Raw genomic sequence first — 13712 nt, forward strand, 5'->3', positions numbered from 1 at the left:
TTTTTAGTTTTTCCCATGACAGTTTTTATATTTTTTGCCGCTGCCACATGGACATGGATCGTTACGACCTACAGTGTCTTTTTTGACATATGGTCGTCTTTTCTTAGGTTTTTCCGATTGGTCACCTGATACAGCTTGGGTATCTTTTGCAACCTCTTCTCTTTGAAGGTTATCTCGAATTTGAGCTTTCATAATGTATCTTGCTACTTCATCTTCAATGTTTGCGATCATTTCCTCAAACATTGAGAATCCTTCCATTTGATATTCGCGTAATGGATCGTTTTGCCCATAGGCTCGTAAATGTATTCCTTGGCGTAATTGTTCCATTTGGTCGATGTGATCCATCCACTTTGTATCAACCGTACGTAGTAAGATAACTTTTTCAAACTCATTCATTTGTTCCTTAGATAGTTCTTCTTCTTTTTCATCATATCGATATTTTACTTTTTCCATGATGAGCTCTATCATTTCTTCTGGATCTTTGCCTTTAATGTCATCAACAGAAAGATCTTCTTGCTCAAGCAAATTCCCGTGAACATATTCAACAATCGTTTGTAAATCCCAGTTATCATCGTCATCATCTTGTGTATGCGTATGAACGACACGTTCAAGGGATGATACAATCATATTTTCGACGATTTCACGCAAGTCATCTTCTGCATTAATGACATCGAAACGTTGTTTATAAATAATTTCGCGCTGTTCACGTAACACATCATCATAAGAAAGAACAGTTTTACGAGCATCAAAGTTGTTTCCTTCAACTCGTTTTTGAGCTGATTCTACAGCACGCGAAACCATCTTACTTTCAATTGGCTGTGAGTCGTCCATTCCAAGACGTTCCATCATAGCTCCCAAGTTTTCAGAGCCAAATCGACGCATCAACTCATCTTCCATTGATAAATAGAATTGCGACATGCCCGGATCGCCTTGACGACCAGAACGTCCACGCAACTGATTATCAATACGACGCGATTCGTGACGTTCTGTACCGATAACAGCCAAACCACCTAGGTCTATGACACCGTCTCCTAGCTTTATGTCTGTTCCACGTCCAGCCATGTTCGTTGCTATTGTTATGGCACCTTTTTGCCCAGCATTTTCAATAATTTCAGCTTCCCGATAGTGGTTCTTCGCGTTTAAAACATCATGCTTAATACGAGCTTTTTTCAATAAATTAGAAATTAACTCCGACGTTTCAACGGCGACAGTTCCAACTAACACAGGTTGTCCTTTTTCGTGTTTCTCTCTGATACTGTCAACAACAGCATGAAATTTACCTTCCATCGACTTATAAATCATATCTGGTTTATCATCTCGAATAATTGGCTTATTCGTCGGGATGGCAATAACATCCATATTGTAAATATTTCTAAACTCTTCTTCTTCCGTTTTTGCTGTACCTGTCATACCCGCTAACTTGTTATACATCCGGAAAAAGTTCTGAAAAGTAATTGAAGCAAGTGTCATGCTTTCATTTTGAATCTGCATACCTTCTTTTGCTTCGATTGCTTGGTGTAGTCCGTCACTATAACGACGGCCTTTCATCAAACGCCCAGTAAATTGATCCACAATAACGATATCACCTTCTTCAATCACATAATCGTCATCTAGGTGCATTGATACATTCGCCTTTAAAGCCTGATTTATATGATGTGTAAGTGATACGTTATCTAAATCAAATAAGTTTTCAATGTTAAAATAACGTTCTGCTTTGTTTATTCCTTCCTCAGTTAACTGAACACCTTTTGTTTTCTCATCATACGTGTAGTCAGTTTCATTATTTAATGTTTTCACAAAGGAATCGGCCCGTTGATAAAGGGAGGCAGACTTTTGAGCAGACCCTGAAATAATTAACGGTGTTCTTGCCTCATCAATTAAAATAGAGTCCACCTCATCAATAATCGCGAAGTTTAATGGACGCTGAACCATTTGTTCCTTATAAAGCACCATGTTGTCACGTAAATAGTCGAAACCAAATTCATTATTCGTTCCGTACGTAATATCAGCTTCATAAGATTCTCTTTTTTCTTCTTTTGATAAGCCGTTTCCATTTAAACCAACTGTGAGTCCTAGAAAATTATATAATTCACCCATTTCAGTAGCGTCACGCTCTGCCAAATAATCATTGACTGTAATAATATGGACGCCTTTACCACCAATAGCATTTAAATAAGCAGGCATGGTTGAAGCTAAAGTTTTACCTTCACCTGTTTTCATTTCCGCAATATTTCCTTCGTGTAGAGCAATGGCTCCAACAAGCTGCACTGGGAATGGACGCATATTAAGTATCCGCTTAGATGCTTCCCGTACGACAGCATACGCTTCGACTAACAGGTCGTCTAAGGTTTCACCATTTGCAAAACGCTCTTTAAATTCTTCTGTTTTTTGTTGAATCTCTTCATCTGACAATTTTTCATAGTCAGGTTCTAATGCTTCAATTTGATCGACTCTTTTTTGAATACGATTTAATTGTCTTTGATTTCCGTCTCCGAAAATTCGTTTTAACAGTCCTACCATTCGTAACGCTCCTCTATATTTAAAAGAATGCAATCTTAGATTGTACATAAAAATTGAAAGGAATCCAATATTTATGATAACACTTATATGCTAGTCATGACAACTTTCATACGTTAATAAACTAGAGTTACATCAACTTTTCTTATTCTCAATAAAAAACAAAAAAGCAGCCTGAGGCTAGACTACTTTTTTGTTCTAAGTATGTTTTGATATGTTTAAAACGAGGATTAGTGAAGATTCTAATGCGGGGAAATAGTATGATTCTGAGGTGCTTCTTTCGATGATGCTGATTGTAATTTTGCAAGATCTGTAAGTCGTCGATTAGTTAAAGCGATAATTTCAACCAATTGAGTGATTGTTTGTTCATGCTGATTTAACTTTTTTATTAATTGATTTATTGTTTTTGCTTGGTCATTCATTTTTTCACTCCTTATTTTCTAGTACCTATTTTATAACATATTTTAGGACTAAATGACTAATGACCATTTTTGAATTATAGCTTGTAATTCGACATGATTCTTCGCTTTTTTAATCGGATTCAGTGTGAAACACCTCTTAAAATTATAAAATCAGCATCCATTTTTTAATTTCAGACATCTAGTCGTCAAAATTCGACATGCCTTTATTGATAGGGCCTTAAGTCCTTCTCGCAAGGATTTGTCAGTATTATTAAAAAAAAACATTAAAAGACGGCCTCAATCGTGAGACCGTCTCTTATTGTTAGTTAATTTTAAATAGACTTAGCTATTTGGTTCGATTAAACCGTACTTACCATCTTTTCGGCGATAAACGACGTTGGTATTACCTGATACTGCGTTCGTGAATACAAAGAACGCATGTCCCAACATATCCATTTGAAGAACTGCTTCTTCAGAATCCATTGGTTTTAAATTAAATCTTTTTGTTCTTACGATTTCAATTTCATCAGAATCTGCTTCTCTTTCAGCTTCAACAGCTTCTTTTTCAAGTTCTGCAAAAATATGTTTCGGTGCGCCTTTTTGGCGGAATTTACGATTCACTTTTGTTTTGTGTTTGCGAATTTGTCTTTCCAACTTGTCTACAACTAAATCAATCGCTGCATATAAATCATTATGTTGCTCTTCAGCACGCAACAATAAGTTTGTCATTGGAATCGTAACTTCAATTTGTTGCTCATCATTATAGACACTTAAATTCACATGTACCTCTGAGGTAGGTGGTGTATCGAAATATCTTTCCAATTTATTAATCTTCTTTTCGACGTAATCCCGGATAGCTCCTGTTACCTCAATATTTTCACCACGAATATTATATTTCATAAAAGTGTCCTCCTTTAAGCTTTGTATCTATAGTATACTATGTTATCCCAAAAAAGCATACCCAAAGTCATTATCTTTACCTATTATATATTAGAAAATACACTCTCTTGCTTATGGGACGCCGTTTCATTAGTTTATTATTCTTTTAAATCCATAAACATACCGTCTATTGCTTCCATTTTTTTATAGGGATTAGAGTACGATTGATTTGATTTCTTTTGTTTTTTAACTTGTTTCATCTCATCTTTTAAATCCTCAAATAGAACATTTAGTTTTTCTTGAATATGGTGATTTAAAACTAGTAGCTTTTCCCCCATCGCTTTTTCAGATTCCGAATATGGTGGCACTAAGTCCTCCATATATTTTCCTCTTTTTTCAACAAGTGTATTAATTTTTTCAATAACTTGTTCGCGATTATTCACGTTAACATCTTTACTTAAAAGAGTTTCAAGTTGCTGTGTTGCTTCATACAATTCTTCTAATCTATTCATTATACTTGAGCGCCTTGAGTTGCAGATTGTTTTCTTGTCTTAAGTAAAACTTCTTTCCAAGTATCTCTGAAGTCAATAGCTAGACTTAATGCATCTTCAAGATTTTTAGTTTCGTTATTAACGTTGGCTTCAGTTAATTGGAAGTACATAAAATCATATAACGGAAGCATTTCTTTCGATATAGCTATGTCTTGGTCTAATGTTAACATTAATTCTTGAATAATACGCTGTGCTTTTTGTATATGTGTGTTTTTCTTTTCAAAATCTTTGGCCTCAACATCTTTGATAGCTTGTCTGATAAACTTAATACAACTGTTATAAAGCATTAAAGTCAATTCTCCACCAGACGCCGTATTCACCGCATTATTTTGGTATGCTTGATACTGTTTTAATGACATTGTTTATACTCTCCTTTGAAACTTACATTTGGCCAAATTGGGACATCAAGTATTCTGATTGCTGATTCATACGTTGAATAGCCTTTTCCATCGCTGTAAATTGACTCCAATAACGATCTTCTACTTTAACTAACCGATCTTCAAAGTCTGAAATGCGTTTATTTAGATCTTTCATTTGTTTACCAAGTGTATAATTATCTAATGAGGCGCTTGTACTATTACCTGCCCGACTTTTAATACTATCCATCGTTGTCGTGAGTGAATCTTCAAGACGATTGACCAAGCCTCTTGATTCATCTTTAGCGCTATTTGAAAATAGGTTTTGAACACCTTCAGGATCATCATTTAAAGCTGCTCGCAACTTATCTTCATCAACAATTAACTTTCCACCATCCATATAGGACTCAGAAGTTTTTATACCAATTTGTGTTAAAGATTGGATGTCACCATCTGTTTTAACATTAGAATACCAACTATTACGCATTGAATATAAACCATTGGTGATCGTTGATTCTCCACGCAGAAGACCACTTTTGGCTTTTTCTTCCCAGAGTTCAATTTCCTTTTCGGACATTTCTTTTTTCTGTTCTTCCGTTAAGGGCTTGTAGTCACGATGTTTCTCTTCTCTTTGTGAGCCATTCATTGCCTCAACAACCTCATTGTACTTGTCGACAAATTCCATGATTTTATCGAAAGTAGCTTCAGTGTCATTTCGAACACTTAGGGTTGCTGATTCATTGTTAGTTGTTGCATTGAAGTTAAATGTTATATCGTTTAAGGTGTAGCTGTTGTCTTTTGAATGTATTGTAAGACCATTATATTCGAATTCTGCGTTGGTTGCTTCTTTTTCTCGATTCATTCCAAATAGAGTTGCAAGGGAATTGTCTTCCTCACCAAAAACGATTTCACTAGTCCCTTCTTCATTATAAATACCTGTTCTATTTGTCTCCATAATAATCTGATTGGATTGTTCGTCATAAAATGCGCGGACATTATTATCTTGATCATTAATTTTTTTGAGTACATCTTTAATAGTATCATCTTCATCAATTTTTATTTCGTGAGTTTTCATCTCTTTTTCTTTTTCATCATACGTTGCAAGTGTAACTGCTTTAGAAAAATCAAATGTACTATCAATTTCAGAAATTTTTTGATTGATGCCTTCAAATCCCTGGTCTTTTTTGCTTTGCCATATTTCTGAAGTAGCCAGTTCATTAACTTTTATTTGATAAGTCCCTTCAGGTGCTCCTGTTCTAGCCGTTGCGGTAACGGCATTTTCCATTGAAGATGTAACTGTTTTGGATTGATATGTTTTACTTAATTTCATATCAAGCATCATGTTTTTTAATTCTAAAAGCGTCTTGTTTATATCTCGGAATCCATCACGTTTCCATTCGAGTGTCGTTCGGTCTTGTTCCATACGATCTAACGGCATCCGTTCAGCCGTCATCATTTTTTCAACGATTTCATCGATATCCATACCTGTTGCTAAACCACCTATACGCAATTTGCAACCTCCTTATCAAGCCTTTTTGTCTATAATTAATCCCATTAACTCAGCCATTTCCGCATACATATCCAGCATTTCTTTTGGTGGGATTTCTTTGATAACTTCTTTAGTTTGCGAATTAACGACTTCTACATAATATTCGTTAAGTTTTTCATGTAATTGAAATTTCAAGTTTGTTCTTAAGGGTTCAATAAAATCATTCAACTTATCAACCATGTTCTCTACATGCTTATTATTCTCCGTATTATCGGGAGTCTTTTTTCGAACTTCTGTTGTTGATTTTTCTATTTCATTTTTTATATGTGTCGTTTGATTGCTGGGCGCTAAATTAATAGAATCATTGTTTATATTCTCTAGTCGCATGCTCTAGCAACTCCTCTTCCTTTTTTATTTATATCGACATAAAAATAAAAAAGTTAAGGATCCTACCCCTTATTTTGTTGATTTAATAGAGAAAGTAAATCAGAAGTCGCGCCAAGCGCTTCGTTATTTTGGTTTTGAATTTCCAAATAAATTTCTTTGCGATGAACATCTACGGATTTAGGAGCGTCGATGCCAAGTTTGACTTGATCCCCTTCAATACCTAATATTTTCACTTCAATCTCTTCGCCGATCTGGATAGCTTCATGTTTTTTTCGAGTTAATACTAGCATCGTTATTCTCCTTTCAATTCGGTTTTCTCTTCTGTTAAGATTGAAGCTTTAGAAGGATATTCATCGATATTCAATATATACTGTTTCCCATATTTACTGTTGGGGTTAATAATAATCGGCGCTTTTAAGTTCATAGTACTGTTGGCGAAAGGCTGTTGCAGGGTTACAATACTCATAACTAATACATCATTTTCACTCTTGATAGCTAGTGATTCTAGGGTGTTATCATCTAATTCAAATGAATAATTTTTATAAAAATGATACGGATCCGTTAGTATAAAAGCTATATCACGAGTTTGAATGGATTGTAAAATATGGAATAAAGGATTTCCAGGTAATTCAAGCAAGACAAATTCTGTTTCATTCAAAAAGCCTGGAATCCCCTTTGAGAACTTAATAATTGTCGACTCGTCAATAGTGATTTCACCCACATATTTTGTTTGTATTTTCATTTTCTTCATCCTTTCAACTCAAGTTTCATTATGTATATAAGTTGATAAAATCAATTTGTAAATCAGCATCCTGCTTCATTTCAACATTGACCGTTCCTGGTTGATAATCGTGTTCAGGTTTATGTGGGTTTGCTTGAATAATAGGTTTATTTTGTCTTACAGAAATATTTACTTCACTCGGCCGATAATCTGTTTTAACAGAGAAAGGTGATGGAATAAATTTCACATTAATATCTTTCTTGTCTTTACTACTATTTTCAACAGCTTGACTTATTAAAGGATCGCCCTGTTGCTCGATTCGCATCAGTTCTCTGCCTTGTCTAGCCCGTCTTGCCATTCCCTTAAACAAAGCTTGACTACCTTCTTTGGCAAACTTGGTGTTTCTCTTTAGGATCGACATGAGATCTAAATCTTCCCAAGCCTGAGTTTGGTCAATTGTCAGTTTTGATGGTGTTGTGTGAATTGATAGTTCAGCGGAGGGCTGTTCTATTGACATATCCGCTTTTCGTTGAGTGATTTGCTGACTTGCTGGTGTTTGAGTAATATTTATTTTTGCCATTTGTGATTGAAGTCGAATCTGTGGCAGACGCATGAGAGCTCTCCTTTCATCTGTAAAATTTAAAACCCTGAACCCTTATAATGGGTCAGGGTTTTAACAATTAGATTCATCGACTCTAATTTAAATTATCGTAAAAAATCTATAAGTGATGGTTGTATCATTCGAGAACCTGCGGAAAGTGCTGCCCGATGGACACTTTCTTGAGTAATTAAATCTGTGATGACTTTTTCGAAGTCAACATCCTCGTTATCGGACATAATCTTGGTGGCGACAATTTCTTGGTCTTCAAGTCTATCTTCAATTAAATCTAATCGATTCATACGTGCCCCCAGATCTGCCCGGGCGTTAATGACATCGTCAATACGATCATCAAGACTTGATATATTTGCACTTATATCAGCGTCTTTTTCGCCCAGATCATCAATTAAAGCTTGAATATCTGCTAAAACACCAAACACCTTATTATCTTCATCAGTGCCTCCAGCGTCTTTAAGTGCCCCAAAGACATTTTCAGGATTAACGTTAGCTTGTATTTTTGTTCCCGCAGCGACTTCAATAACAACTGAGCCTTTATTAATTGTATCTCCTTGAAAATTACCGTCTTCATCAATCGGGGGATTGCTTGTATTTGTTCCATTAAAAATATAGTCACCATTAACTTTTGTATTTATAATATCAACAAAATGTTCTTTAAGTTGCTCAGCTTCCTTTTGAACATTCTTGCGTTCTTTATCGCTATATGAGTCATTACTTGCCTGTACAGCCAACTCTCTTAACTTTTGTAAAGTCTGTGTTGCTTTATCAAGTGCCGAATCGGTATTATCCATCCAGTTATGGACTTCTCCTGTATTACGTTTATACTGATTAATTCGACTAACTTCACTTCGGTAGTTCATACCTTTCATTACAGTAACTGGATCATCAGAAGGTTTGTTCACTTTCTTTCCTGTGCTCAATTGATCCATATAGGTATTCAATTTGGAGTAACTATTTGAAATGTGGCGTAAATTATTATCTGAAATCATACCTTGAGTGACTCTCATTTGTTAACCTACCTTCCCACTAAACCCATACTATTAATAATTCGATCAAGCATTTCATCAATGCTTGTCATACTCCGTGCTGCTGCATTATAAGCATGTTGAAATTTAATCATGTTTGACATTTCTTCATCCAATGAAACGGAGCTTACAGATTGTCTTTGATTATCCACTTGTGATAGAAGTATATTCGTGTTATCAGCCATCTTATTAGATTCTTGGATGTTAACTCCCATCTCTCCAACAAGTGATTGATAAAACTTATTGACTGATGTGTTTTTATCACCTATTTTAATAGGTTTATCAAAAAAGTCTGCTAATTGGTTTGCAATTTTTCCATCTTCTTCGCCATCTTCTGAGTTAACTACTACCTTTTCAGGATCTTTAATAATTTCCCCGTCAACTTTAATTGTGGCTGCAGTTGAATTCTCTTCATCAAAGAAATTCTGCCCATTCACTTGTTTATGAATATTATTAAACTCTTTGACAAAGGATTTTGCCATATCATCCAAATCGTCAAGCATTTGGGGAAATTCCCCCTGTACTTTACCGTCTTCAGTTGTGAATCCATATGAATGGATTAGAGCACTTAACGAACCACTTTTTGAAGTTAAAGTGATGTTTTCGGATGAATTTTCAATAGTAATTTTTGATACAGCATTATATCCTTTCGTTTCATCACCTTCATAACCAACGTTTAGTTTATTGTACTGACCTTCCTCTACGAGGTTTATTCCCAATCCTTTACCATCTTCACCAGCGAGTTCGATAATTGCAATGCCGTCCTGAATACCAGATGAATTCTCACTCGTTTTTTCATATTCAACATTAATATTAACAATATCAGATAGCTCGTCTATTAAACGATCGCGATCATCGTACAAATCATTTGGTACATAACCATGCGGTTCGATCTGCTTAATCTGTTCATTGATATTATGTATTTGTTTAAGTAGCGAATTAGTATGATCCACCTTATTATCAATTTCAGCTTTCAAGTCAGAACGAACATTTTCCAACGATTTCGAGATATGATTAAACGTATCAGCTAAGGCAACACCACGTTCCACAACAACTGATCTAGCACCAGAATTGGTTGGATTTGTAGCAAGGTCTTGTAAAGAGTCCCAAAATAGACTCATCGATTTTGATAGACCTCTATCTGTCGTTTCATTCATTATATTTTCCATTCGTGCAAGGGCTTTGGATTTTGTTTCCCAATAACCTTTTTTACTGTTTTCGCCTCTAAATTGGACATCAAGAAACTCATCGCGGACGCGTTCAATGGAACCGACTTTAACCCCAGTTCCCATTTGCCCTGGAATTTCCGGACGGTTTCTAGAGGCTGTCGGATAAGGTGACTGAGTTTCAAAATTGACCCGCTGACGAGAATAGCCTTTAGTATTGGCATTTGAAATATTATTTCCAGTTGTATATAAAGCTGATTGTTGAGCGAATAAAGCCTGTTTCGCCATTTCTAATCCATGAAAAGTACTCATCTGCTTACTCCTTTTAGTTAAAGTAATGGTCTCTTATGCTTTTGAATCAAATACTGAACGTTCTACTTGTTTTGTTGCTTTTTTAGCACTATAGTTCATGTTTCCGATTGACGGATTTAATAACTCAAGTGAGAGTTGGATAAATTGCATGGACTGTTGGATAAGCACTTGATTCAATTCTTCCTGCTGTTTTATTTTAACTATTCCTTCGGTTAATTCCGTTGCCGAAGCTTCAAGATTATTCTTTTCTTCCTCATTTGATAGAAATTCAAGCATTCCCGTTAGTGTTGCTTGTTCTTCCGGTATGGAATTTTCCGCACACCATTGATTCACTTCTTGAATTCGCTTTTTTTCAACTTGTTCTATCGCTTGAACGGCTTTTCGTTCTTTGACTAATGTAGATTGAAAATGATCTATTTGACCTTCTTTAACATCTACTGTTTTTTGCTTAGATATTTCTAAGAGACTTTGTTGTAATCCAACAAGTTTTTCAAGTGTCTTAAGAATGTGTTTTATGGACAAAGTTCAGTCCTCCCATCATGTCCCGTATACGCGAGACTCTAACATTTATTTACCCGACCAAAAATCAATCATCTTTTTAGCCGTTTTTTCGTAATTAATTTTATAGTCACCTGATTGTACAGCTTGTTTTATTTTATCAACTTGCTTTTCTCTCTCTATAGTTGCTTTATTTTTTTGCTGTAAATGTTTCGCCTGATTTGATATTTCTATACGGTCTTCACGCTCAACTTCATTTTTTATTTTATCTAATTTATGTGCTTGGTGTTTGTATGGATTAAAATTAGTTTGATTCGGACCGTGTATTTTCAATTTACTTCACCCCTTTTGCTGTCAGGATTTATATTTTCATAGATTATATCGTTATTCTCTAATATTCTTATCGGTTTATCCAATGAAAAAGTTTAGACTATTTCTTACCTTTATTGAAGGTGTAATAAACATTTGATTTTTTATTTTGTTGTTCTGACATTTTTTTATTTTCCTCAGAATATTTAAGGTCTGCAAGTAATTTGTCAGAGCACGGAGCACAAATTTTTCCCGATACAATTGGAGTCCCGCATTTTTCGCATGGGTAAGCTAACTTTGGAAATTGCGACGTTCGTAATCGGTTAGTTTTTATGAATTTAATAATTATTTCTTCATCAACTTCTGTCGCCTTAACAATTTCCTGTAACGTTGCTTCTCTATTTTTTCGTTGCTTTAAAAAATTATAGACTGTTTCAAAATCTTTTTCTTCTTGTCTATAACATGACTCGCAAATATCACGAATGGTTTTCACAAAGACCGCTTCACAACGAACGCAATTAGCTAATTCAGCCATTATAATACCCCTTATCTGTTTTGTTAATTATATCATAAGTCAAAACCCAAAAGCATTAAGTGTTAGCTATGATTTGTTTATCCTCGAATAAGTGTGTAACCAAATACTTCCGGACAACCTGATTGTTTAAGTTTTGCAGCCGCAAATCTTAAAGTGGCTCCTGTAGTATATATATCATCGACAAGAATGACCGGTTTGTTTAGGGATTCTATTAATTCAAATGGATTATTTGCAGTCATTCGCTCTTTACGTGTCTTTTTCGACTGTTTCTCCCCATGAATTCGTGTTAATAAACGTTTTGGATGTGGGGTAATAAACTTCGCTAGCATATCGGATTGATTAAACCCTCGTTCTTTTAATCGTTCCTCACTTAAAGGAATTGGAACTACGGCATAATTTTTCATTTGCTTAAACTGTTGCTTAAACGATGTTATGATAACTTGTTGGAATGCTTTACCTAATATATAATCGCCACGGTATTTCCACCTAGCGATCATTTCTTGCATTCTATCGTTATAAGCATAGACAGAATAATTGTAGGTAAGCGGATCATTACTTTTATTCAACCAATCCTTACAGTCAGCACAAACCTTTTCGTTAGTCACTCTACTACATCGCACGCAACGCTTTCCGGATAGTGTTTCTAATTCCCCTTTGCAATCCGCACAGAGATGATGTTTTTCTGAAGGGATAAATAAATTACTCCAAGTCGTTTCGATTACTATTTCTTTATCGCACCATAGACAAATCATCCTCCGACTCCTCCCCTGAGATTCATTTTCTTAATAGCTGATATTGCTTGAATCATTGCTTCAGTTTTTCCATCGTGGAAAAAGACAACTTCTCCCGTTGGATCATCAGCACTTCTTCCAGCTCGCCCTGCAATTTGAACAAGTGCTGCTTGATCAAATACATCGTGACCTGCATCAAGAATAACAACATCAACAGAAGGAAAAGTGACGCCTCTTTCTAAAATAGTTGTTGTAATAATGACTTTTAATTCTTTGTTACGGAACTGTTTGACTTTTTCTTCTCGATACTGATCTTCGGCGTGGACAAAATCGATAGCGCTGTTTTTTTCTATTATTTTTTCTTCTAATAAAATTCGCCTAATACTTTTTGTGATTTGCTCTGCTAATGAAATACTAGGGACGAAAATAAGTAATTGTCTGTGTGAATTTTGTCGTTTGTTTACCCAGGTGATGAAAGGCGTTGGCGGTTGATTGTTTTGGAAATCTTTTTTAAGAGAAAGCGACATTTTCATTTGAGGTACAGGTAGTGGGTGGCCGTGATAACGAATGGGAAAGAAAATATGTGGGAGCTTCTTTCTGGTTATTAATGATTGCTGCTTTTTTCGTGGGGTGGCTGTTAAGTAGATTGTTGTGCAAACGGGATTTTTAGCACGACTTGTTGCAAATGGTAAAGATGGGTCTGCATGATAGGGAAAAGCGTCAATTTCATCAATAATCATGACGTCAAAGGCCTCTTTAAAACGCAATAATTGATGCGTAGTAGCTAAAATGAGCTGTGCTGTCGCATCTTTATCTTGACTCCCACCATATAACGCCTGAACTGATACATTTGCGAATGCTTGTTGGAAGCGTGGTTTGAGCTCTCGTACAACATCAGCTCGTGGGGTGGCAAGACATATTCGTTTGCCTTGTTTAAGTGCTGTAGTGATGCCTTGAAAGAGCATCTCAGTTTTCCCAGCTCCACAGACCGCCCATACCAAAAGTTCTTCTCCTTCTTTATTAATAGATTCGACAATGCGACTGGACGCTTGTTGTTGAGGTTTTGTCAGCTCGCCTTCCCACGTGCATGGATTGTCATGCACTTTCCAAGATGGAGCTTTACCTATCCATCTATAAAGACGTTCACATTCCATCACTCGTCCCATTTCTATACATTTTCGGCAATAAAGATGTGTTCTTTGACAGTTTAAACAAGGAA

General features: G+C 35.6%; 17 protein-coding genes. All 17 read right to left on the reverse strand.

The window, feature by feature from the left end:
* Positions 1 to 3: 3 nt before the first annotated feature.
* Positions 4 to 2520, reverse strand: a complete 2517-nt coding sequence (secA, locus tag KQI49_RS13235; RefSeq protein ID WP_216489636.1) for a preprotein translocase subunit SecA — start codon at positions 2518 to 2520, stop codon at positions 4 to 6.
* A gap of 239 nt (positions 2521 to 2759) precedes the next feature.
* The gene (locus tag KQI49_RS13240; protein WP_216489637.1) at positions 2760 to 2939 is read right to left on the reverse strand and encodes a hypothetical protein; all 180 of its coding nucleotides are present in this window, start codon (positions 2937 to 2939) and stop codon (positions 2760 to 2762) included.
* A gap of 321 nt (positions 2940 to 3260) precedes the next feature.
* Positions 3261 to 3818 (reverse strand): ribosome hibernation-promoting factor, HPF/YfiA family, encoded by a 558-nt coding sequence (gene hpf / locus KQI49_RS13245; RefSeq protein ID WP_216489638.1) that lies wholly within the window; start codon positions 3816 to 3818, stop codon positions 3261 to 3263.
* A 137-nt stretch (positions 3819 to 3955) separates the two neighbouring features.
* On the reverse strand, positions 3956 to 4309 hold the full coding sequence (fliT, locus tag KQI49_RS13250) for a flagellar protein FliT (protein WP_216489639.1): 354 nt from the start codon (positions 4307 to 4309) through the stop codon (positions 3956 to 3958).
* The gene (fliS, locus tag KQI49_RS13255) at positions 4309 to 4707 is read right to left on the reverse strand and encodes a flagellar export chaperone FliS (protein ID WP_216489640.1); all 399 of its coding nucleotides are present in this window, start codon (positions 4705 to 4707) and stop codon (positions 4309 to 4311) included. Before fliS ends, fliT begins: the two co-directional genes overlap by 1 nt.
* A gap of 22 nt (positions 4708 to 4729) precedes the next feature.
* Positions 4730 to 6214, reverse strand: coding sequence for a flagellar hook-associated protein 2 (locus KQI49_RS13260; RefSeq protein WP_216489641.1), 1485 nt, complete (start codon positions 6212 to 6214; stop codon positions 4730 to 4732).
* Positions 6215 to 6229: 15 nt separating this feature from the next.
* Positions 6230 to 6580, reverse strand: a complete 351-nt coding sequence (flaG, locus tag KQI49_RS13265) for a flagellar protein FlaG (RefSeq protein WP_216489642.1) — start codon at positions 6578 to 6580, stop codon at positions 6230 to 6232.
* 62 nt (positions 6581 to 6642) lie between these two features.
* Positions 6643 to 6870 (reverse strand): carbon storage regulator CsrA, encoded by a 228-nt coding sequence (gene csrA / locus KQI49_RS13270; RefSeq protein ID WP_216489643.1) that lies wholly within the window; start codon positions 6868 to 6870, stop codon positions 6643 to 6645.
* A gap of 2 nt (positions 6871 to 6872) precedes the next feature.
* Positions 6873 to 7322 (reverse strand): flagellar assembly protein FliW, encoded by a 450-nt coding sequence (gene fliW / locus KQI49_RS13275; protein ID WP_216489644.1) that lies wholly within the window; start codon positions 7320 to 7322, stop codon positions 6873 to 6875.
* Positions 7323 to 7350: 28 nt separating this feature from the next.
* On the reverse strand, positions 7351 to 7914 hold the full coding sequence (locus KQI49_RS13280; protein ID WP_216489645.1) for a DUF6470 family protein: 564 nt from the start codon (positions 7912 to 7914) through the stop codon (positions 7351 to 7353).
* 92 nt (positions 7915 to 8006) lie between these two features.
* On the reverse strand, positions 8007 to 8924 hold the full coding sequence (flgL, locus tag KQI49_RS13285; protein WP_216489646.1) for a flagellar hook-associated protein FlgL: 918 nt from the start codon (positions 8922 to 8924) through the stop codon (positions 8007 to 8009).
* Positions 8925 to 8932: 8 nt separating this feature from the next.
* Positions 8933 to 10420 carry a flagellar hook-associated protein FlgK gene (gene flgK, locus KQI49_RS13290; RefSeq protein ID WP_216489647.1) on the reverse strand — a complete coding sequence of 496 codons (1488 nt, stop codon included), beginning with the start codon at positions 10418 to 10420 and terminating at the stop codon, positions 8933 to 8935.
* Positions 10421 to 10453: 33 nt separating this feature from the next.
* Complete coding sequence (locus tag KQI49_RS13295) at positions 10454 to 10942, reverse strand: flagellar protein FlgN (protein ID WP_216489648.1); 489 nt, start codon at positions 10940 to 10942, stop codon at positions 10454 to 10456.
* 45 nt (positions 10943 to 10987) lie between these two features.
* Positions 10988 to 11251 (reverse strand): flagellar biosynthesis anti-sigma factor FlgM, encoded by a 264-nt coding sequence (gene flgM / locus KQI49_RS13300; RefSeq protein WP_216489649.1) that lies wholly within the window; start codon positions 11249 to 11251, stop codon positions 10988 to 10990.
* Between the two features lie 97 nt (positions 11252 to 11348).
* Positions 11349 to 11762 (reverse strand): TIGR03826 family flagellar region protein, encoded by a 414-nt coding sequence (locus KQI49_RS13305; RefSeq protein ID WP_216489650.1) that lies wholly within the window; start codon positions 11760 to 11762, stop codon positions 11349 to 11351.
* Positions 11763 to 11839: 77 nt separating this feature from the next.
* Entirely contained in the window at positions 11840 to 12514 is a 675-nt protein-coding gene (locus tag KQI49_RS13310; RefSeq protein WP_216489651.1) for a ComF family protein, read from the reverse strand.
* Positions 12511 to 13647, reverse strand: coding sequence for an ATP-dependent helicase ComFA (locus KQI49_RS13315; protein ID WP_253286832.1), 1137 nt, complete (start codon positions 13645 to 13647; stop codon positions 12511 to 12513). Before KQI49_RS13315 ends, KQI49_RS13310 begins: the two co-directional genes overlap by 4 nt.
* Positions 13648 to 13712 lie beyond the last annotated feature (65 nt).

The organism is Virgibacillus sp. MSJ-26, assembly GCF_018918075.1.
Classification (GTDB): Bacteria; Bacillota; Bacilli; order Bacillales; family Amphibacillaceae; genus MSJ-26.